Source organism: Heyndrickxia shackletonii, from assembly GCF_001420715.1.
Classification (GTDB): domain Bacteria; phylum Bacillota; class Bacilli; order Bacillales; family Bacillaceae_C; genus Margalitia; species Margalitia shackletonii.
Map to the genome: position 1 here is coordinate 1750006 of NZ_LJJC01000004.1, position 22636 is coordinate 1772641.

Consider the following 22636-nt stretch of genomic DNA (forward strand, 5'->3'; position numbering starts at 1 on the left):
CAACCTTTTTTTTGAAATGGTGAATTCTTTCTATGATGAATGATTTTTTTCTGGAAAGGAAATCATGTAAATTATGTATAAAATTCTTCTAAAAGTATAAGGAGGAATAAGATTGAAAAGAGAAAACCAGCTTGACTTAAGTGTTTATTCAGTAAGAACCGATTTAGCCCTCGAAGCGCACGATATGGCAGTTGAGGAACGGAAAAATAAATCAAATGAAGATGTTACAGAGATTGAAGGAGTAATTGTCAAAGATCGAAAAGTTGATGATATTAAAATATCCTCAGTGGAAATAACAAAAGAGGGAGAAAAGGTGATTGGAAAAAAAGCCGGTTATTATTTAACACTTGAAGTTCAAGGTATTCGGCAACATGATACCGTCTTACAACAAAAAGTGGGAGAGGTTTTTGCAAACGAATTTAGTGAATTTCTTAAGCAATTAAATATCCCAAAAGATGCAAGCTGCTTAATTGTTGGTCTGGGGAACTGGAATGTAACGCCAGATGCTCTTGGTCCAATGGTTTGCGAAAATATCATTGTAACACGTCATTTATTTCAGCTTCAGCCTGAAAATGTTGAGGAAGGCTACCGACCTGTAAGTGCCATAGCACCGGGTGTCATGGGATTAACCGGAATTGAAACAAGCGATATTATTTTTGGAGTTGCGGAAAAATCAAAGCCTGATTTTATTATTGCAATTGATGCTTTAGCTTCCCGCTCTATTGAAAGAGTTAATGCTACTATTCAAATATCCGATACAGGTATTCATCCGGGATCTGGAGTAGGGAACAAAAGAAAGGAACTAAGCAAAGAAACTCTTGGTGTGCCTGTTATCGCCATTGGAGTGCCAACAGTTGTTGATGCTGTTTCTATAACCAGCGACACTATCGATTATCTTTTAAAACATTTTGGAAGAGAAATGCGGGAAGAAAAACGGCCATCCAGTTCACTGGCTCCATCGGGAATGACATTTGGAGAAAAACGAGTGTTAACAGAAGAGGATTTACCTGGTGAGGAGCACAGAAAGATGTTTATGGGGATGATTGGAGCACTTGAAGAAGACGAAAAACGCCGACTTATCCATGAAGTGTTAGCACCGTTAGGACATAATTTAATGGTTACGCCAAAGGAAGTAGATTTGTTTATAGAAGATATGTCCAATTTAATAGCAAGTGGGTTAAATGCAGCTCTGCATGAATCAGTTGATCAAACAGACAGTGGTTTTAAAACTAGATAAGTGATGGCCTTTTTCGTATAGATCGTAGTTATTTTGTAAAATTTAAACTTTATTTCTTAAAAAATCTTCATTCGTATTCAAATAAGGATACTTAAAAGGTTTACCCTAATAAAAGCAACATAGTTTAAGAAAAGAACATAAGTGAAATCTAGTTTAATTTGTTCTACTTTCTCTAGTAATTTCATACATTGTACTAGATTAGAAAGAGAGGGTGGAACAAATGAAACCATATAAAAATCAAAGCATTGTTATTTCATTACAATTGTCCAGTATTCTAAAATTCTCTGGAGGGATTGTTCTAACCCTAATACTTATTTTTTCATTAACAGGAATTTTAACCACGGTTAAGTCTGAATATAGAATGAATTCAAACCTAGTAACGGATGCAAGTCAACATATTTCCGGAAAAGTTCTTTATCATCTTATCGCATCGGAAAATCATGTTTTGGGTTCCAGCCTAGAGGACAGTTCGAATTCCATCCCTATCGGAAATATACTTTTTAATCTGGTGACAAACATTAGTTTCAAGGACCCTAGGAGCTTTATTGGACGTGAACTTCCCGGATTTTATATGTTTGACAGCAAAATTCTCGTAGCCGGTGAAGGTACAGATTATACAAACCTTCCGATAGAATCTGTTCCGCCGGAGAAAATATTTAAGTCGAATAAAGATCCGGATTTAAAGAATACAGAAAACATTACAGGTACACAAAAAAGAGATAGTAAGGAAAAAAAACAAGATACAGCGTTAACTACAGGTAACAGGAAGGTTGTATTCCTATATTTTACCCATACACGTGAATCATACTTGCCATATTTAAAAGGAATAAAAGACCCGAATGCTGCAAGTCATTCGAAAATTAATGTCACAATGGTTGGAGAAAAGCTTAAAGAAGAATTAGAAGATCGTGGTATCGGAACAACGATTGATAAAACGGATGTTCAAAACCTTCTGTTAAAAAAGGGCTGGAAATATGGCCAATCTTATCTTGAATCAAGAGAACTTGTTCAAACGGCAATGGCACAAGATAGAGATCTTAATTATTTTATCGATATTCATCGTGATTCCGAGCGAAAGAAAAAAACTACCGCAATCATCAATGGTCAATCGTACGCCAAAATTTCCTTTATTATTGGCGGAGAAAACCCTAATCACGAAAAGAATGTCCAGCTTGCTAAAGAATTACATTCGCGTCTTGAAAGAAAATATAAAGGTTTAAGCAAAGGAATTATTCAAAAAGCAGGAGCCTCTACGAATGGTAAATTTAATCAAGACCTATCGTCTAATTCTTTTTTAATAGAGGTTGGTGGGGTCGATAATACGTTTGAAGAAATGTATCGAACTGTCACTGCCCTTGCTGATGTATTCAGTGATTATTATTGGCAGGCAGAAAAAGTAGATGGGAAACAGCCACCTGCAAAAAATTAAGAATACAAGGTATTTTATTTAACAAGTTTGATTCTGTATAGCGTAAATAACTATCGACTAGGCATTTCTAATAAAGGATTGATTAAAATGACAAGGTTTTTCATTAAATGTTCTTTTCTTATCGCCTTATTATTTGTAGGTGTTTTAATAGGAATGGAAAAAGCTAATGAGGGAATGGTTGACATGAAAGGATATAATGATTCAACATTACAATCCCCCGTTAAAATTCATGGAAAAAGCGATGGAAATATAGAAAGCTCCGTTTCAGGGGAAAATATTACGTCCCATAATTTGGATGAAAAAAAAGAACATTTACAAAATATTAAAGCCTTTAATCTATTTTCTTCTTTAGGAAAAGTCCTATCAAACATTGTTTCTTCCCTCACGGAAAAAATCATTGATTTTGCTTCTTCCTTTATATAATCTATTAAAGCATCCAATCTTGAGATGGATGCTTTTCTTTATGTCTAGGGCAATCAGCCAGCGGCAAGCGGATTTCTGCGTCTTTTTCGCTGTGGATGAAACATCAGCTTCTTGAACGACCTCGCTATGTTTCCTTTAACTCGCACAAGACGCGATGGTGAAATTGGCACTTCAATTTTACAGATTCGTGCGCTAGAAGCTACATGCGCCCGCGCTTTTCTTATTGAATCTTAAAAAGCCTGCTGATATAATCAGAAATAGTGTATATGTGTCGATTAACAGGAGTGAAACATGATGAACCTTGAAGAAAAACTACAACGACAAGCAAAAATTCGAAACTTTTCTATTATTGCACATATCGATCACGGAAAATCGACTTTGGCAGATCGAATATTAGAAAAAACGAATGCGTTATCGTCTCGCGAAATGAAGGCTCAGTTGCTAGACTCGATGGACCTTGAACGCGAACGCGGGATTACAATAAAATTGAACGCTGTCCAATTAAAATATAAGGCAAAAGACGGAGAAGATTACATTCTACATTTAATCGATACTCCTGGGCATGTCGATTTTACTTATGAAGTATCAAGAAGCTTGGCTGCATGTGAAGGAGCAATCCTAGTTGTGGATGCCGCACAAGGTATTGAAGCTCAAACATTAGCAAATGTCTATTTAGCACTTGATAATAATTTGGAAATATTACCAGTTATTAATAAAATTGATTTGCCGGCTGCTGATCCAGAGAGAGTTAGACAAGAAATCGAGGATGTTATCGGTTTGGATGCATCAGAAGCGGTCCTTGCTTCAGCAAAGGCTGGAATCGGTATTGAAGAAATTCTAGAAGAAATCGTTGAAAAAGTACCAGCCCCTACAGGTGATCCTGAAGCACCGTTAAAAGCGCTGATTTTTGACTCTTTATATGATGCTTACCGTGGTGTCATCGCTTATATTAGAGTTGTCGAAGGATCTGTAAAAGTAGGAGATAAAATTAAAATGATGGCAACCGGCAAGGAATTTGAGGTCACAGAAGTTGGAGTGCATACTCCGAAACAGGTACTATGTGATGAACTTACGGTTGGGGATGTAGGGTTTTTAACTGCTGCCATTAAAAATGTTGGAGATACACGAGTTGGGGATACGATAACCAGTGCGAAAAATCCCGCAACGGAGCCGCTGCCTGGTTACAGAAAATTAAATCCGATGGTATACTGCGGACTTTATCCTATCGACTCTGCAAAGTTTAATGATTTGCGAGAGGCTTTAGAAAAACTCGAATTAAACGACTCCTCCCTTCAATTTGAACCAGAAACATCCCAAGCACTTGGCTTTGGGTTCCGATGCGGCTTCCTTGGACTATTGCACATGGAAATTATTCAGGAACGTATTGAACGGGAATTTAAAATTGATTTAATTACAACAGCTCCAAGTGTTATTTATACAGTTCATTTAACAGATGGAACGGAAATAAATGTGGATAACCCATCGAATATGCCGGACCCTCAAAAAATTGACAGAGTAGAAGAGCCTTATGTAAAAGCGTCTATTATGGTTCCAAATGATTATGTGGGAGCGGTAATGGAACTTTCTCAGGCTAAGCGTGGTAATTTTATCGATATGAAGTATTTGGATGATGTACGTGTTAACGTCATCTATGAAATTCCGCTTTCGGAAATAGTATATGATTTCTTTGATCAATTAAAATCAAGTACAAAAGGATATGCTTCCTTTGATTATGAATTAATCGGATATAAACCTTCGAAGCTCGTGAAAATGGATATTCTTTTGAACGCGGAAAAAGTGGATGCTCTAAGCTTCATAGTTCACAAGGATTTTGCTTATGAACGTGGAAAGGTAATAGTGGAAAAGCTAAAAGAAATTATTCCGCGCCAGCAGTTTGAGGTGCCAGTTCAAGCGGCAGTGGGTCAAAAAATCATTGCTCGCTCTACCATTAAAGCAATGCGTAAAAACGTACTTGCAAAATGCTACGGTGGGGACATTTCACGTAAAAGAAAACTTCTTGAAAAACAAAAAGAAGGGAAAAAGCGCATGAAGCAAGTAGGTTCTGTTGAGGTACCTCAAGAAGCATTTATGGCTATTCTTAAGATGGATGATAATAATCCGAAATAAAAATTTATGGGGGAGAAATCTAGCAGCAACTAGTGCTCCCTCTTTTCTATTTTACTAATTAGGTTGTGATGAAATGAAAGCAGCATATATTCATATTCCTTTTTGTGAGCATATATGTTATTACTGTGACTTTAATAAAGTGTTTTTAAAGGGTCAGCCAGTGGACGAATATATTGATGCATTATTAAAAGAAATGAGACTGCAATTGGAAATGACTCCTGTTAACCAATTGGAAACTATCTTTGTCGGCGGAGGAACTCCAACAGTCTTAAATGAAACCCAATTAGATAGGCTTTGTAATGGAGTACGCGCTATTCTTCCGTTTCATAATGGGGAGTTTACATTTGAAGCAAATCCGGGAGACTTATCGGAAGAAAAATTAAGAATTCTGCATGAATATGGAGTAAATCGGTTAAGCTTCGGGGTTCAATCCTTTAATAATGAATTATTAAAAAAGATAGGCAGAACTCATACTTCTGATGATGTATTTGAAACATTAACGAAAGCGAAAAAAGCAGGATTTGAAAATATCAGCATTGATTTAATGTATGCACTTCCTGGGCAAACAGAGGATGACTATCGTTCGAGTTTAAGGACGGCATTGGAACTTAATCTTCCACATTATTCAAGCTATTCCTTAATTGTTGAACCAAAGACCGTTTTTTATAACTTAATGAGAAAAGGCAAGTTGCATCTTCCATCAGAAGATGCTGAAGCAAGGATGTATGAAATCCTCATGACGGAAATGGAAAAGCATGGATTACATCAGTACGAAATTAGTAATTTTGCCAAACCAGGCTTTGAAAGTAAGCACAATCTTGTTTATTGGAATAATGAAGAATATTTTGGCTTCGGCGCAGGGGCGCATAGCTATGTCGAACAAGTTAGAAGATCCAATAGTGGACCCGTGAAAAAATATCTTACACGATTAGAAAAAGGTGAGTTGCCTATTTTCGACCAGCATAAACTAACCAAGCAAGAAATGATGGAAGAGGAAATGTTTTTAGGGTTACGAAAAAATGAAGGGGTAAGTTTAGTGCGTTTTAAGGAAAAATATAATGAAAATGTTTTAAATGTTTTTGGAAATGCTATTTCTGAAATGGTGGAGAGAAAGCTTCTGGAGGTTACTGATAATAGGATTCAATTGACCAAGGAAGGTAGATTCATCGGGAATGAAGTATTTCAGGCTTTTCTTATGTAAGAAGGGTTCTCGGTACGCAAATATGTTGACATTATCCACCTGTTTTGATAATTTATTATTAGAATTAGCACTCATCCTTTAAGAGTGCTAACAGAGGTGATAGAAGTTGTTAACAGATCGTCAACTCCTTATATTACAAGTTATTATTGATGATTTTATTCGGTCTGCACAACCAGTTGGCTCAAGAACTCTTTCAAAAAAAGAAGAGATTTCATTTAGTTCGGCGACGATTCGTAATGAGATGGCTGATCTGGAAGAATTGGGTTTTATTGAAAAAACCCATACCTCTTCAGGGAGAATTCCTTCCGAAAAAGGGTATCGCTATTATGTAGATCATATTCTGTCACCGCAAAAGCTTAATTCAAAGGATATTTCATTGATACATTCAATATTTGCCGAAAGAATCTACGAGCTTGAAAATATTGTACAAAAATCGGCTAAAATCCTATCTGAATTAACGAACTATACGGCCATCCTCTTGGGACCGGCTGTAAAGGAAACAAAATTGAAACATCTGCAAATTGTTCCTTTAAATAATGATACTGCAGTTGCGATTATTATTACGGATACAGGTCATGTAGAAAACAGATTGTTTACGTTTCCGAAAGGATTTAATGTCGGTGAACTGGAACGAATGGTGAATATACTTAATGAGCGATTGGTTAATGTTCCTATACATCATCTAACAGATAAGATTTACAAGGAAGTTGCCAATATTTTAAAGCAGCATATTCATAATTATGATTCCATGTTATATACCATTTCCGAAACATTGAAAATACCTGATCACGAGAAAATCTTCTTTGGCGGGAAAGCAAATATGCTTAACCAGCCTGAGTTTCATGATATTCAAAAGATCCGTTCTTTAATGGATATGATTGAACGTGAGCAAGGATTTTATGATTTATTTAGGCATATTCCAGAGGGTATTCATGTGAAAATCGGGAAAGAAAATAAGTTAACGGAAATGGAGAATTGCAGCCTGATAACTGCAACCTATTCTGTTGGAAATGAACCAGTTGGAACCATTGCTATTTTAGGTCCGACAAGAATGGAATATTCAAGAGTCATTAGTTTGTTAGATTTTTTAAGCAACGATATGTCTAGGGCACTTACAAAATTGTATCAATCATAAAGTAGCTGGATATATTGAGTATAGCTGGAGATTAGCATATTACGCTAATTTCTAGTTATTTTCATTGTTTATTGAACCTAAAAGACATATTTCTGTTTATTTTTTGAGGGAGGTGAATGCAGGTGGCAGATGAAAAAAAGATTGCAGAAGAAATCGAACAATCAGAAGTAGAACAAAATGAAAATGTTGAAGCTGTTTTTGATGAAGAGTCAGCAGCAGATCCTTCTTCTGATAATAATAATGTGAATGATGAAGCAGCATTGCTTCAGGATAAAATTCAAGAACTGGAAGAAAAATTAGCGGAATCAGAAAACCGTTACCTGAGGTTGCGTGCAGATTTTGATAATTTTCGCAGACGTGTTCAACTTGACCGTGAGTCAAGTGAAAAATATAGAGCGCAAAACATTATCACTAATTTATTGCCAGCAATCGATAATTTCGAACGTGCAATGCAAATGACGCCTGATAATGAGCAAGCTGCTCAGCTTATGCAAGGCATGGAAATGGTATATAGAAGCATTTTAGAAGCATTAAAACAAGAGGGTGCAGTGCCAATCGAATCCGTAGGAAAGGAATTTGATCCGCAATATCATCAAGCAATTATGCAAGCAGAAGATGAAAACTACGGATCAAATATCGTAGTCGAAGAATTTCAAAAAGGCTATATCTTAAATGATCGCGTCATTCGCCCATCTATGGTGAAAGTAAATCAGTAATCGATACATATAAAAAGAGTAGGAGGAATTAACATGAGCAAAATTATTGGTATTGACTTAGGAACTACAAACTCATGTGTTTCAGTCCTTGAGGGCGGGGAACCAAAAGTAATTCCAAATCCAGAAGGCAATCGTACAACACCTTCAGTTGTTGCATTCAAAAATGGTGAACGTCAAGTAGGTGAGGTAGCTAAACGTCAAGCTATAACGAATCCTAATACGATTATTTCGATTAAACGACACATGGGAACAAGCCATAAAGAAACAATCGAAGGAAAAGAATACTCTCCGCAAGAAATCTCAGCAATGATTTTACAATATTTGAAATCCTATGCTGAAGAGTATTTAGGTGAAAAAGTAGACAAGGCGGTTATTACAGTTCCTGCATACTTCAATGATGCAGAACGTCAAGCAACTAAAGATGCTGGAAAAATTGCCGGCTTAGAAGTAGAGCGTATTATAAACGAGCCTACTGCAGCGGCATTAGCATATGGATTGGACAAAATGGATGAAGACCAAACTATTTTAGTCTATGACCTAGGCGGTGGTACATTTGACGTTTCCATCCTTGAATTAGGAGATGGCGTTTTCGAGGTTCGTGCTACAGCTGGTGATAATAGACTTGGTGGAGACGATTTTGACCAAGTAATTATCGATTATTTAGTAGCTGAATTTAAGAAAGAGAATGGAATTGATCTTTCTAAAGATAAAATGGCATTACAACGTTTAAAAGATGCGGCTGAAAAAGCGAAAAAAGACTTATCCGGAGTTGCATCAACACAAATCTCATTACCGTTCATTACAGCTGGGGAAGCTGGTCCATTGCATTTAGAGCTTACATTAACTCGTGCAAAATTCGATGAAATATCTGCTGGATTAGTAGAGCGCACAATGGGACCAACTCGTCAAGCACTTAAGGATGCTGGCTTAACACCATCTGATATTGATAAAGTTATTCTTGTAGGTGGATCTACACGTATTCCAGCGGTACAAGAAGCCATCCGTAAAGAAATTGGAAAAGATCCTCATAAAGGGGTAAATCCAGATGAAGTTGTGGCAATGGGTGCTGCGATTCAAGGTGGTGTCTTAACAGGTGATGTTAAGGATGTTGTTCTACTAGATGTAACACCACTTTCTTTAGGAATTGAAACAATGGGTGGAGTATTTACGAAACTAATTGATCGAAATACTACAATCCCAACTTCTAAATCACAAGTATTCTCAACAGCTGCGGATAACCAAACAGCTGTGGACATTCACGTATTGCAAGGTGAGCGTCCGATGGCAGCTGATAACAAAACACTTGGTCGCTTCCAATTATCTGATATTCCGCCAGCACCAAGAGGTATCCCGCAAATCGAAGTTACATTTGATATCGATAAAAACGGTATAGTAAATGTAAGTGCGAAAGATTTAGGAACTGGTAAACAACAAAACATCACGATTAAATCATCTACAGGACTTTCTGATGATGAAATTGAACGTATGGTTAAGGAAGCAGAAGAAAATGCTGAAGCAGATAAAAAACGTAAAGAGGAAGTTGAATTACGTAATGAGGCTGACCAGCTCGTCTTTACAACTGAAAAAACATTAAAAGAGCTGGAAGGCAAAGTAGATCAAGCAGAAGTGAAAAAAGCGGAAGAAGCAAAAGATGCTTTAAAAGCAGCAATTGAGAAAAATGATTTAGATGAAATTCGTTCTGCTAAAGATGCTCTTCAAGAAATTGTTCAAAACCTATCTGTGAAGCTATATGAAGAAGCAGCTAAACAAGCACAGGCTTCTCAAGATGCCGGCGGCCAAGATGGGGCTAAAAAAGACGATAATGTTGTAGATGCTGAATTTGAAGAAGTAAAAGACGATAAATAGAAAAGCGAAGGCGACTGTTCATCGACGTACTCCTTTCGGGCTTCGACTGAGATAAAGGAAACACAGTGAGGTTTTTCAGGAGCTATTGAAAATTGAACTACCATTTCCACCTGATGTTATCTTATCGTAGGAGGAGGCCGAAAGTTTGCTAGTCGATAGGAGCCGTAGCTAGACAATAAAATGGAAGTATATCACGGTTAGAAAGAATAAAAGTCAAAGTCAGGTCCATCTTGGCTTTGACTTTTCTTATGATATAACCACCAACTTATTCTTTTATTGATTGTTATAACTGTCAATGTTAAAATTACCTTTATGCTGATTGTTTCGGGAGTGTGTTTGTTATGAGTAAAAGGGATTATTATGAAGTTTTAGGACTAGAGAAAAATGCTTCTAAAGATGAAATTAAGAAGGCCTATAGAAAACTATCAAAGCAATATCATCCTGATATAAATAAAGCCCCAGATGCAGCTGATAAATTCAAAGAAGTTAAAGAAGCATATGAAGTTTTAAGTGATGATAATAAACGTGCACATTATGACCAATTTGGACATACGGATCCGAATCAAGGTTTTGGTGGCTTCGGTGGTGCAAGTGATTTTGGTGGCTTTGGTGGTTTTGAGGATATTTTTAGTACCTTTTTTGGCGGCGGAGGCAGACGACGTGACCCTAATGCGCCAAGACAAGGGGCAGATCTTCAATATACAATGACATTATCTTTTGAAGATGCCGTTTTTGGAAAAGAAACAGAAATTGAAATACCAAGAGAAGAAGAATGTGATACTTGTCATGGATCTGGAGCCAAACCCGGAACAAAACCGGAAACTTGTCCGCATTGCCATGGAAGCGGTCAATTAAATACAGAACAAAATACACCATTTGGTAAAATAGTGAATAGACGTGTATGTAATTATTGTAATGGTACTGGGCAATTGATAAAGGATAAATGTAGAACCTGTGGAGGAAGCGGAAAGGTTAAAAAACGCAGAAAAATCAATGTTAAAATACCTGCAGGGATTGATGATGGACAGCAATTACGTGTATCTGGTCAAGGAGAACCAGGTATAAATGGAGGTCCTTCAGGGGATCTATACGTAGTTTTCCATGTAAGAGATCATGAGTTTTTCGAACGTGACGGAGATGATATTTACTGTGAAGTTCCGATTACGTTTACACAGGCAGCTCTTGGAGATGAAATAGAAGTTCCAACTTTACATGGAAAAGTGAAACTAAAAGTACCGGCTGGAACTCAAACAGGTACGAAATTCCGCTTACGAGGAAAAGGTGTGCCAAATGTTAGAGGCTATGGGGTCGGTGATCAAAATATTCACGTGAAAGTAGTTACTCCAACAAAATTAACGGATAAACAAAAGCAATTACTTCGGGAATTCGGTGAAATTAGCGGAAGTATTCCTGACGAGCACAACGAGTCTTTTTTCGATAAGATGAAGAAAGCTTTTAAAGGGGAATAATGGATGAATGGAGTTGTCAGGTATTGAAATGGTCTGAGATTATGATTCACACAACAAACGAAGCTGTTGAACCAATCTCCAATATTTTGCATGAAGCGGGTGCGAGTGGTGTTGTCATCGAGGATCCTTTTGAGCTTATTAAAGATCGGGAAGATCAATTTGGAGAGATCTATCAGCTAGATCCAGAGGATTATCCTGAAGAAGGTGTTATTGTAAAGGCTTATTTGCCTGTTAATAGTTTTTTAGGAGAAACGGTGGAAGAAATAAAGCAATCCATAACAAACTTAACCTTATTTAATATTGATATTGGTAAGAATGATGTCTCCATTAGTGAAGTCAACGAAGAAGAATGGGCAACTGCTTGGAAGAAATATTATAATCCAGTTAAAATATCATCAAAGTTTACGATAGTACCTACGTGGGAACAATATGAACCCGTTAATAGTGATGAGTTAATTATTGAATTAGACCCAGGTATGGCATTTGGAACAGGTACACATCCAACAACTGTAATGTGTATTCAAGCATTGGAACGTACAGTACAACAAAATGATCATGTCATCGATGTAGGTACGGGTTCTGGAGTTTTGAGTATTGCTGCTGCATTACTCGGTGCCGGTAAAGTGACGGCATTAGATCTTGATGAAGTTGCCGTTCAATCTGCCAAGCTAAATATAAAATTAAACAAAGTTCAGGATATTGTTTCTGTTTCAAAGAATGATCTTTTAAATGGTGTTGACAGTCAGGCTGATGTAGTGGTTGCTAACATTTTAGCAGAAGTAATCATGCGTTTTACGGATGATGTAGCAACAGCTGTTAAAAAAGACGGATACTTTATTGCTTCTGGTATTATTCAACCAAAGAAGAATGAGGTAAAAGAAGCGATTATTCAATCAGGATTTATCATTGAAGAAACCATAGTAATGGAAGATTGGATAGCATTTATTGCGAAGCGCAGGTGAAGGAATTGCAACGTTATTTTCTAGATAAGCCTTTTTCCGGAGAAAAAGAGGTAATATTAAAAGATGATCATTTTCATCATATTGCGCGAGTGATGAGAATGTCTCCGGAAGATGAGTTTTATGTTGTTTTTCAAGATAAAAAGGCATGTATTGCCAAAATAACGGATATTACCAATGAAGCAGTTATGGCTTCTATTGTAAAATGGGAAGAAATGAATAAAGAAATGCCTGTTCCTATTACCATTGCGAGCGGACTGCCTAAAGGGGATAAGTTGGAATGGATTATCCAAAAGGGAACAGAATTAGGTGCATATGAATTTATCCCTTTTATTGCGGATCGCTCGATTGTGAAATGGGATGTAAAAAAGGAACAGAAAAAGCATACAAGGTGGTTGAAAATTGCAGAGGAGGCTGCAGAGCAATCACATCGTCAACATAAACCGAACATTTTACCTCCAATTACTTTTAAAGAATTACTTCATATAAGCTCCAATTATACACATAAAATTGTCGCTTATGAAGAAAACGCCAAACAAGGTGAGAGCACGAATTTTCCTAAAATGTTGAAAAACTTTAAGCAGGATGATACGGTATTAATTGTATTTGGACCTGAAGGCGGAATATCCAATACGGAAATTGAACAGCTAGAGAATAATGGGTTTGTACCATGTGGTTTCGGACCGAGAATTCTTCGGACAGAAACTGCTCCATTATACGCATTATCAGCAATTTCCTATCATTTAGAATTAATGAGGTGATCAACATGTCCTCTGTAGCATTTCATACATTAGGTTGTAAAGTAAACCACTATGAAACAGAAGCGATATGGCAATTATTTAAAAGCGAAGGCTATGAACGAGTTGATTTTGAATCAACATCCGATGTATATGTCATTAATACTTGTACAGTAACTAATACTGGTGATAAAAAAAGCCGTCAAGTGATTAGACGAGCTGTGCGCAAAAATCCTGACGCAGTTATCTGTGTAACTGGATGTTATGCGCAAACATCCCCAGCGGAAATCATGGCAATCCCTGGTGTGGATATTGTTGTAGGTACACAAGATCGTACGAAAATGCTTGAGTATATTGAACAATTTAAAAATGAACGCCAACCGATTAATGGTGTTAAAAATATCATGAAAAATCGTGTTTATGAAGAATTAGACGTACCTGCCTTTACTGACCGTACACGTGCGTCTTTAAAAATTCAAGAAGGATGTAATAACTTCTGTACTTTCTGTATTATTCCTTGGGCAAGAGGCTTAATGCGGTCAAGAGATCCAAAAGAAGTTATTCGCCAAGCTCAGCAATTAGTCGATGCCGGATATAAAGAAATCGTTTTAACAGGTATTCATACTGGCGGATACGGTCAAGATTTGAAAGATTATAACTTAGCAATGCTTCTTCGTGATTTAGAAGCGGAAGTAAATGGTTTAAAACGAATTCGAATCTCATCTATCGAGGCTAGCCAATTAACAGATGAGGTTATTGAAGTAATTGAGAAGTCTAAAATTATCGTTCGACATATGCATATTCCTTTGCAGTCCGGATCGGATACAGTATTAAAGAGAATGAGACGTAAATATACGATGGCTGAGTATGCCGAAAGACTTGTAAAATTAAAGAAAGCTTTACCAGGTCTTGCAGTTACATCTGATGTTATTGTTGGTTTTCCAGGCGAAACGGAAGAAGAATTCATGGAAACATACAACTTCATAAAAGATCATCAGTTTTCAGAACTTCATGTATTCCCATATTCCAAACGCACTGGTACACCTGCGGCTAGGATGACGGATCAAATTGATGAAGAGATAAAAAATGAACGCGTACATCGATTAATCGCACTTTCTGACCAACTTGCAAAAGAATATTCATCAAAATTTGAAAACGAAGTATTAGAAGTAATTCCTGAAGAAAAATATAAGGAAGACCCAGATAGCGGATTGTATGAAGGATATACGGACAATTATTTGAAAGTAGTATTTCCTGCAACAGAAGATATGGTTGGAAAGCTTGTAAGAGTAAAAATAACGAAAGCAGGATATCCATATAATGAAGGACAATTTGTTCGTGTATTAGAGGATACAGTTGAAAAGGAAGAACTCAAAGCAATATAAACTGCAGATTTCTGCGGTTTTTTTTTTTTGGAAATTTTTTAGATATGAATTTATTTGCTTTTTGGGCAAAACTTATAGTGCTCGAATACATGAAAAGATAATGGTATAGTAAAATTTGTAATGAACAAAACGGTTTGGAGGAAACTTTAATGAATAATATTGCAAAAATGATTGATCATACATTATTAAAGGCAGATGCAACAAAAGAACAAATACATACTCTATGTCTTGAAGCAAAAGAATATTCCTTTGCTTCCGTTTGTGTTAACCCGACATGGGTAAAGTATTGTGCGGAAATACTGAAAGACTCGAATGTGTTGGTTTGTACCGTAATTGGCTTTCCGCTGGGTTCCAATACACCTGAGACTAAAGCATTTGAAACAAAGAATGCCATTGAAAATGGCGCAGGTGAAGTAGACATGGTCATTAATATTAGTGCGTTAAAAAGCGGTGATTATGAGTTAGTAGAAAAGGATATTAAAGCGGTGACAGATGCTGCAAAAGGAAAAGCCTTAACAAAGGTAATTATCGAAACATGCTTATTAACAAATGATGAAAAAGTTCATGCTTGCGAAATTGCCGTTAAAGCGGGAGCAGATTTTGTAAAAACCTCAACCGGATTTTCTACGGGAGGAGCGACTCCTGAAGATATTGCATTAATGAGAAAAACAGTTGGACCAGATATCGGAGTAAAGGCTTCAGGCGGCGTAAGAAGTGCACAAGATGCGGAAGCATTGATTAAAGCGGGAGCGACTAGAATAGGTGCTAGTTCGGGAGTGAAAATTGTAAAAGGTTTATCGAGTGAATCTGACTATTAATTAAAAAACGAGGCTTTTCGCCTCGATTTTTAATTCCATATCGTTTTTTTTCCGTGTACTTTCACGATAAATTGTCCGAATTTAGTAGCAATTGGCAATACAAGAATCGATGAAAATAAATTAAAAATAACACTCGCATGGGCAAGTTGTGTTTCCGGATTGGAAGAAAGTTCTTTACAAATAAACGATAGTTGACTTAAAAATGGCAAGCAGAGAAATGCACCGCCAACATTAAGCCAAATATGTGCGTAAGCCGTCAATCTAGCTTCTTCACCAGCTCCGACACTTGCTAGAAGACCGGTAATACACGTGCCAATATTTGCTCCAAGCATAATCGCAATTCCCGTTTCGAGTGTGAAAATATGGGCACTTAAAAAGCTCATCGCAATCCCCGTCATAACAGTGCTGGATTGGATACATGCTGTCAGGATTATTCCTACTATAAAGGCATAAAGGAAATGATCGCTTAATAACATCAATAATTTTTGTGTAGAAGGTAATTGAGTAAATGGGATAGCCAATCGTTCAAAAGCCCTCATTGCGGAAAATATGAACGCGAAACCAATGAATACATAACTTAAGCTTTTCCATTTTGTTCTCCTGAAAAACAAACACATAATTCCAAGAATGAAAAATGGAATAACTAGAACGGATAGATTAAATGATAGAAATTCTAATGTAAAGGTGGTACCAATGTTTGTCCCTAAAATAATTCCAATCGTTTGTGGAAATGCCAGTACTCGGGCAGAAACTAATCCTACTGTAATAACCATCACAGCCCCGCTGCTTTGAAGAATTGGTGTCATAATGATTCCAACAAGCATACCTTTAAAAGGAGTATTTGTTACTTTTTTCAGCCATTGCTCCATCGCTTTGCCTGATAAGTTAAATAACCCTATCCGTAGCCAAGTAATGCCAAGGATGAAGACACCAACCAGACATATAAATAAGATAAGATATAACATGTCCACTCACCTCTAAATAATGATATGCAGGCAAAAAAAAGAGATGATTACAAGTTGAAAAGAATAGAAAAACTTTTTAATTTTTCCATGGTATCTCTTATAGTTTGCATGAAGAATGTTGACCTAATAGGAAGGTTATATTATAATTGCAAGGTACATGGTTTTTTACATGCGTTAACATGTAACCGTAGTGTGTTCGGAGGGAGGGAAAGAGAGATGTCAAAAACAGTTGTTCGTAAAAACGAATCGCTTGAAGATGCTCTTCGCCGCTTCAAACGCTCAGTTTCTAAAACGGGAACTTTGCAAGAATATAGAAAGCGCGAATTTTATGAAAAACCAAGCGTAAGACGTAAGAAAAAGTCTGAAGCTGCTAGAAAACGTAAGTTCTAATAGAGGGTGAAAATATGGGTCTTCTCGAGCGTTTAAATGAAGATATGAAACAAGCTATGAAAAACAAAGAAAAAGAAAAACTCTCTGTCATTCGTATGCTTAAAGCTTCATTACAAAACGAAGCAATTAAGCTTAAAAAGGAAAATTTAACCGAAGAAGAAGAGTTGACAATCCTTTCTCGCGAAGTAAAACAACGTAAAGACTCCCTCCAGGAATTTAAAGATGCAGGTCGTGAAGATCTAGTTGAAAAAATTCAAACGGAATTGACTTTTGTGAATATATATATGCCAAAACAGCTAACGGATGAGGAATTAACTTCCATTGTGGAAGAAACAATTCGAGAAGTAAATGCAACTTCAAAAGCTGACATTGGTAAAGTCATGAGTGCCATTATGCCTAAAGTAAAAGGTAAGGCAGATGGATCAGCCGTAAACAAAAAAGTACAGCAGCAATTATCTTAAATGATAAAAAAGGTCGAGAAGGATACTTTTCGGCCTTTTTTATTTAGGGATAAAAAGAAGGTATAAAAATGTTATTAAATAATGGATTTAACTAATGTAGTCTCTAGGAAGCGCATGCGGATTACCGGCTAGCGGATAAGCTGCTTGCGCTTTTCTTCATAGTTCTGCAGTAACAAAAATTTAATTTTTCTTGAAACCTTCTTAGTCATTTATTCGTAAATTAAATAAAATGGGGGGGTGATTACTTGGGAAAAAAATTTTTGGTGTTTATCGGTTTTTGGAGCATAATGTTGATTTTGAATTTTCCTGTTCATGCTGCAATGAATCAAGGAATAATTGCTGCTCCAAATAGTCCAATAGAAAATTTCGCCAACTTCTTAACCAATCCAATTGTGGTAACTATTTTATTATGCTTGGCAAGTTTAGGATTCGTAATGGAATTGTATACACCTAAATTTGGATTGTATGGAATTGTTGGAATTATAGCACTTGTTCTATTTTATTTTAGCCATATTGTAACAGGTGATGCTAGTTTTAATTCTCTCATTTTATTTGTCTTGGGAGTTGTATTAATTATTGCAGAACTATTTTTACCAGGGGCAATTGCCGGATTTTTAGGAGTTTTAGCAATTATAGGTTCCTTGTTAATGGCAGGTGGAAATCTTCTTTATACAGGGATTTCGATTATGATTGCACTGCTTATCACCATTATTGCCATGATAATTATGATAAAGGTGTTTGGACGAAGAATGAAATTATTTAAAAAAATTGTTTTGTCAGATGCTGTCAGCACAGAGAAAGGATATGTATCCAATATTAATAGAACCGATTTACTCGGTAAAATTGGTAAAACGATCACTCCACTAAGACCTGCTGGGACTATTGAAATTAATGGAGAGCGATTAGATGTGGTGACAGAAGGAGGCTTTATTTCCTCAGGCACTGATGTCAAGGTAATAAAGGTTGAGGGTGTTAGAATTATTGTCAGATTAAATCAGAATGAAATGATAGAATAGAAGAGGAGGAATTAGATTGGTATTAGAAGCTGGAACAGTTTTATTAATAGTTGGAATTATTGCAGCGGTAATTATTATCGGAATTTTATTAACATTTGTGCCTGTAATGCTTTGGATTTCGGCACTTGCAGCAGGAGTTCGAATTGGTATCTTCACCTTAGTTGGAATGAGGCTGCGAAGAGTTATTCCCAGCAGGGTTATTAATCCGCTTATCAAAGCAAGAAAAGCAGGTATTGAAGTTGGCATAAATCAATTAGAAAGCCATTATCTTGCTGGAGGTAATGTTGATAGGGTCGTAAACGCTTTAATTGCAGCTCATAGGGCAAATATAGAATTATCTTTTGAACGTTGTGCCGCTATTGATTTAGCTGGACGTAATGTATTAGAAGCAGTACAAATGAGTGTTAATCCCAAAGTTATTGAAACTCCATTTATTGCTGGTGTTGCTATGAATGGTATTGAAGTGAAAGCGAAAGCCAGAATAACGGTTCGTGCAAATATTGAAAGGCTAGTCGGGGGAGCGGGAGAAGAAACGGTTATCGCCCGTGTTGGAGAAGGTATTGTAAGTACAATTGGTTCTTCTGAAGATCATAAAAAGGTACTCGAAAATCCGGACTTAATTTCACAAACTGTCTTAACTAAGGGGCTTGATGCTGGGACAGCATTTGAAATTCTTTCCATTGATATAGCGGATGTGGATATCGGTAAAAACATCGGTGCTGAGCTTCAAACAGAACAAGCAGAGGCTGATAAAAAGATCGCACAAGCAAAAGCGGAAGAACGCCGTGCAATGGCTGTCGCATCCGAACAAGAAATGAAAGCTAAAGTGCAAGAAATGCGGGCTAAAGTGGTAGAAGCGGAAGCCGAGGTTCCATTAGCGATGGCCGAGGCATTAAGATCAGGGAATATTGGTGTAATGGACTATATGAACTTTAAAAATATCGAGTCAGATACAGATATGAGAGGATCCATTGGAAAAATGACTGGTGAAAAGAAAGATCCAAATAAGCCTGAATAAAGGATCGCAGGAAGGTGGTATTTCCTTTGGAAGCGATTATTATAGCCATAATCGTTGGTATTATTGGAGCAATGGCCAATAAAAAGAAGCTTGAAAAATCTAAAAGCAATAAACCAATTCCGAACCCGAGATCTCTTTTTGGAGAGATGCAAAAAACAATTGAAGAAAATATAAAAAAACTTTCACCCGAAATGGTGTCTGATCCTGCTCCAAAAATGAATAACGATGATTTCGTATATCGGGATGAAGAACTGGATGCTGAAATTCAAGCCGACCGTTTGAAGATTCAGGAAGAGTATTATGAAAAAAAGCTTGAACAAATAAATCATCAAGTCGACAATATTAAAAAAAGGGAGCACCTGTCATTGATAAGTGACGGTGATGATTTAGTAAAAGGAATCATTTTAGCAGAGATACTCGGTCCACCGCGTGCAAAAAAACCATATAAAAGAAACTGAAAAAAATCCGTGCCATTGTATGATGGTACGGATTTTTTTTGCAAAGAAAGTACATTGCGGATAAGTGCAATAGCTCGTAAATTACCTCGCTGTATTCCCTTTTTCTCACCTCTGACTACTAAATCTGTATCCAAGTACTGCGGTGCCTCCGCTTTTCTAAATAAATACGAAAAAAGGTGCTGAATCCTTATTTATTTTCATAAATATGATATGAAAGGGGGTTCTTTTCTATGGCAAAAAAATGGAGCCGACTTCTGCAAAATCTGATGACTAACACCATGCAGCTTCCGCAAGATGTCATGATGGACCTGCCGCGAATTACCATGATTGGCCAAATTCATATTTACATAGAAAATCACCGCGGACTTCTTACCTTCTCTGATCAGGAAGTAAGGCTGCTTCTCAAACAAGGTCAATTGCTTATTAAGGGAAAATCGTTTGTTATTAAGACCATTTTACCGGAAGAAATTTTGCTGGAAGGAAAAATAGATGCTGTCAGTTATTTGAAAGAATAGGAGTGACAAAGTTGAAAAATCATTGGGTTACATTTCTAGGTGGGACAATTCATGTAAAGGTGGAGGGGAAAGGGGTAGAGCGGTTTATTAATCAGCTCACCCGTGCCCGTCTAATGATATGGAATGTAAAGCGACAAGGAACAAATGCGATTACTTTTTATATTCGGCTGCAGGATCTTCATAAGCTCAGACATCAGGCAAGAAAAAATGATTGCCGTATATCTTTTTTAAGTGGACAAGGTATGCCTTTTCTCTGGAAACGAACATTAAAAAATGCTGGTTTCTTAATAGGACTTATTTTGTTTTTTATCGTTATCACGCTGCTTTCGAATGTCGTCTGGGGAATACAAATAAAAGGCGCTAGCCCGCAAACCGAGCACCAAATCAAAAAAGAGTTAAATAAAATGGGAATTCAGGTTGGGAAATTACAATTTAATATGGATAGCCTTGAATCCATCCAACATGAGTTGACGAATAAAGTTCCAAACATTACATGGGTTGGCGTGGATTTACATGGGACAACCTTCCATCTGCAAGTAGTGGAAAAAAACACACCTAAGACCAAAAAAACTTTGAGTCCAAGACATTTGGTAGCTAATCAAAAAGCTGTTATTGTAGATATGTTTGTTGAAGCAGGTATTCCCGTTGTGAAAGTAAATCAGTTTGTCAATAAAGGGCAATTGCTTGTATCTGGCTTAATCGGGAGAGAGGAAGATCAGAAACCTGTAGCAGCTATAGGTAAGGTTTATGGAAAAACATGGTACAAGACGGATGTCGAGCTTCCGTTACAATCGGAATTTCAAGTATTTACAGGTCTTGAGCAAAAAAAATATTCTTTAAAAATTGGCTCTTTTAGTATTCCTTTTTGGGGATTTGGCAAGATAAAATATAAAGCATATGAAACAGAAAAGAATGTACATCCTATTAAGTTTTTGAAATGGCGGCTTCCTATTGATTATGTACAAAAAACAGTACGTGAAAAGGAATTGGCACAAAGAGATTATACAAAAGCGCAAGCAATAAGTGCAGCAAAGGAACTTGCGGTAAATGATTTAAAAACAAAAATTCCAAATGATGCAAAAATCGTGGATGAATATGTTTTGCATGAACAAGTGGAGAATGGTAAAGTAAAATTATCAATCTATTTCCAAGTTATTGAAGACATAGCGGAGGCAAAACCAATCGTTCAAGGAGACTGAGAATGTCAATAGAAATCATTACAGCGAAGATACAATTACAAAACCCAAATGAAGCCATTTCTTTATTTGGAATATCTGATAAACATTTAAAATTATTGGAGGATTCCTATAAGGTATCTATTATTACAAGAGGTGAATCTGTCCATATCTCTGGTAATACAGAGGATGTTGAACGAGTAAATAAAATATTAGAACGTTTACTATATATCATTAGAAAAGGGATAAATATTAGTTCCAGAGATGTTTTATATGCTATTCAAATGGAAAACCAGGGAACATTAGAATTTTTTGAAGAAATATATGATGAAGAAATAACGAAAAATGCTAGGGGTAAATCAATCCGTATTAAAACCTTAGGACAAAAACAATATATTACTGCAATTAAAAAACATGATTTAGTTTTCGGGATTGGACCAGCAGGAACAGGAAAAACATACTTAGCAGTTGTAATGGCTGTTCATGCATTGAAGAATGGAATGGTGAAAAAAATTATTTTAACTAGACCTGCAGTTGAAGCTGGGGAAAGCCTAGGTTTTTTACCAGGTGATTTAAAAGAAAAAGTAGACCCTTATTTACGCCCCTTATACGATGCTTTACACGACGTTTTAGGGAGTGAGCATACGGGACGTCTAATAGAAAGGGAAACAATTGAAATTGCCCCTCTTGCGTACATGAGAGGCAGAACCTTAGATGATGCATTTGTTATATTAGACGAAGCGCAAAATACGACACACGCTCAAATGAAAATGTTCTTAACCAGACTCGGATTTAATTCTAAAATGGTCATAACCGGCGATAGAACTCAAGTTGATTTACCGAAAGGTGCACAATCAGGATTAGTGGAGGCGGAAAAAATTTTAAAAAGCATTCCAAAAATCTCGTTTGTTTATCTTGAACAAAGTGATATTGTTCGCCACCCGCTTGTGGCAAAGATCATTGAAGCATATGATCAACATTCTTCTTAACCTGAACAATCTGTTCAGGTTTTTTTATAAAATAAAGTGCATTTCCGTACAAAAACTGATATCATTTTACATAATTAGGGAAGTTATCTCTTTAAAAAAGATATTTCTTTAGGAAGACTTTAATCTGTCGTTATTGTCATGTTTTAT

At 36.5% G+C, this 22636-nt stretch carries 22 protein-coding genes; 21 read left to right on the plus strand and 1 reads right to left on the minus strand.

What is annotated here, in order from left to right; all coding sequences use genetic code 11:
• The first annotated feature begins 112 nt into the window (after positions 1-112).
• The 13 genes from gpr to deoC all read left to right on the plus strand — a co-directional run bounded on the left by gpr (position 113) and on the right by deoC (position 15502).
• Positions 113-1237, plus strand: a complete 1125-nt coding sequence (gene gpr, locus AN964_RS08255) for a GPR endopeptidase (RefSeq protein ID WP_055739219.1) — start codon at positions 113-115, stop codon at positions 1235-1237.
• A gap of 220 nt (positions 1238-1457) precedes the next feature.
• Positions 1458-2666, plus strand: a complete 1209-nt coding sequence (gene spoIIP / locus AN964_RS08260; RefSeq protein ID WP_055739220.1) for a stage II sporulation protein P — start codon at positions 1458-1460, stop codon at positions 2664-2666.
• Between the two features lie 87 nt (positions 2667-2753).
• A complete protein-coding gene (locus AN964_RS08265) occupies positions 2754-3089 on the plus strand; it encodes a DUF3679 domain-containing protein (protein WP_055739221.1) in 336 nt (111 codons plus the stop codon).
• Between the two features lie 294 nt (positions 3090-3383).
• Complete coding sequence (gene lepA / locus AN964_RS08270; RefSeq protein WP_055739222.1) at positions 3384-5216, plus strand: translation elongation factor 4; 1833 nt, start codon at positions 3384-3386, stop codon at positions 5214-5216.
• Between the two features lie 73 nt (positions 5217-5289).
• Positions 5290-6417, plus strand: a complete 1128-nt coding sequence (hemW, locus tag AN964_RS08275; protein WP_055739223.1) for a radical SAM family heme chaperone HemW — start codon at positions 5290-5292, stop codon at positions 6415-6417.
• A 106-nt stretch (positions 6418-6523) separates the two neighbouring features.
• On the plus strand, positions 6524-7552 hold the full coding sequence (hrcA, locus tag AN964_RS08280) for a heat-inducible transcriptional repressor HrcA (RefSeq protein WP_055739224.1): 1029 nt from the start codon (positions 6524-6526) through the stop codon (positions 7550-7552).
• 122 nt (positions 7553-7674) lie between these two features.
• The gene (grpE, locus tag AN964_RS08285) at positions 7675-8268 is read left to right on the plus strand and encodes a nucleotide exchange factor GrpE (protein WP_280513050.1); all 594 of its coding nucleotides are present in this window, start codon (positions 7675-7677) and stop codon (positions 8266-8268) included.
• A gap of 33 nt (positions 8269-8301) precedes the next feature.
• Positions 8302-10134, plus strand: a complete 1833-nt coding sequence (dnaK, locus tag AN964_RS08290; protein ID WP_055739226.1) for a molecular chaperone DnaK — start codon at positions 8302-8304, stop codon at positions 10132-10134.
• Positions 10135-10475: 341 nt separating this feature from the next.
• Positions 10476-11603, plus strand: a complete 1128-nt coding sequence (gene dnaJ, locus AN964_RS08295; protein ID WP_055739227.1) for a molecular chaperone DnaJ — start codon at positions 10476-10478, stop codon at positions 11601-11603.
• A gap of 23 nt (positions 11604-11626) precedes the next feature.
• Positions 11627-12565 (plus strand): 50S ribosomal protein L11 methyltransferase, encoded by a 939-nt coding sequence (prmA, locus tag AN964_RS08300; protein ID WP_055741182.1) that lies wholly within the window; start codon positions 11627-11629, stop codon positions 12563-12565.
• Positions 12566-12570: 5 nt separating this feature from the next.
• Positions 12571-13323: a 16S rRNA (uracil(1498)-N(3))-methyltransferase gene (locus AN964_RS08305; RefSeq protein ID WP_055739228.1), complete on the plus strand. Its 753-nt coding sequence runs from the start codon at positions 12571-12573 to the stop codon at positions 13321-13323.
• A gap of 5 nt (positions 13324-13328) precedes the next feature.
• Positions 13329-14684: a tRNA (N(6)-L-threonylcarbamoyladenosine(37)-C(2))-methylthiotransferase MtaB gene (gene mtaB / locus AN964_RS08310; RefSeq protein ID WP_055739229.1), complete on the plus strand. Its 1356-nt coding sequence runs from the start codon at positions 13329-13331 to the stop codon at positions 14682-14684.
• Positions 14685-14833: 149 nt separating this feature from the next.
• Positions 14834-15502, plus strand: a complete 669-nt coding sequence (gene deoC / locus AN964_RS08315) for a deoxyribose-phosphate aldolase (RefSeq protein ID WP_055739230.1) — start codon at positions 14834-14836, stop codon at positions 15500-15502.
• Between the two features lie 29 nt (positions 15503-15531).
• Here the strand turns inward: deoC and AN964_RS08320 are convergent, their stop codons facing one another.
• Complete coding sequence (locus AN964_RS08320; RefSeq protein ID WP_055739231.1) at positions 15532-16467, minus strand: Na/Pi symporter; 936 nt, start codon at positions 16465-16467, stop codon at positions 15532-15534.
• A gap of 216 nt (positions 16468-16683) precedes the next feature.
• Between AN964_RS08320 and rpsU the strand changes: the two genes are divergently transcribed.
• The 8 genes from rpsU (at position 16684) to AN964_RS08360 (ending at position 22489) form a co-directional block, all read left to right on the plus strand.
• Positions 16684-16857 (plus strand): 30S ribosomal protein S21, encoded by a 174-nt coding sequence (rpsU, locus tag AN964_RS08325; protein WP_055739232.1) that lies wholly within the window; start codon positions 16684-16686, stop codon positions 16855-16857.
• 14 nt (positions 16858-16871) lie between these two features.
• On the plus strand, positions 16872-17318 hold the full coding sequence (locus AN964_RS08330; protein ID WP_055739233.1) for a GatB/YqeY domain-containing protein: 447 nt from the start codon (positions 16872-16874) through the stop codon (positions 17316-17318).
• 245 nt (positions 17319-17563) lie between these two features.
• Positions 17564-18334, plus strand: coding sequence for an NfeD family protein (locus tag AN964_RS08335; RefSeq protein WP_083489261.1), 771 nt, complete (start codon positions 17564-17566; stop codon positions 18332-18334).
• Between the two features lie 16 nt (positions 18335-18350).
• Positions 18351-19352 carry a flotillin-like protein FloA gene (floA, locus tag AN964_RS08340; protein WP_055739234.1) on the plus strand — a complete coding sequence of 334 codons (1002 nt, stop codon included), beginning with the start codon at positions 18351-18353 and terminating at the stop codon, positions 19350-19352.
• A 26-nt stretch (positions 19353-19378) separates the two neighbouring features.
• The gene (locus AN964_RS08345) at positions 19379-19810 is read left to right on the plus strand and encodes a YqfB family membrane protein (protein WP_055739235.1); all 432 of its coding nucleotides are present in this window, start codon (positions 19379-19381) and stop codon (positions 19808-19810) included.
• 230 nt (positions 19811-20040) lie between these two features.
• Positions 20041-20325, plus strand: a complete 285-nt coding sequence (gene yqfC / locus AN964_RS08350; protein WP_055739236.1) for a sporulation protein YqfC — start codon at positions 20041-20043, stop codon at positions 20323-20325.
• Positions 20326-20336: 11 nt separating this feature from the next.
• Entirely contained in the window at positions 20337-21524 is a 1188-nt protein-coding gene (yqfD, locus tag AN964_RS08355; RefSeq protein WP_055739237.1) for a sporulation protein YqfD, read from the plus strand.
• Positions 21525-21526: 2 nt separating this feature from the next.
• A complete protein-coding gene (locus tag AN964_RS08360; RefSeq protein WP_055739238.1) occupies positions 21527-22489 on the plus strand; it encodes a PhoH family protein in 963 nt (320 codons plus the stop codon).
• Positions 22490-22636 lie beyond the last annotated feature (147 nt).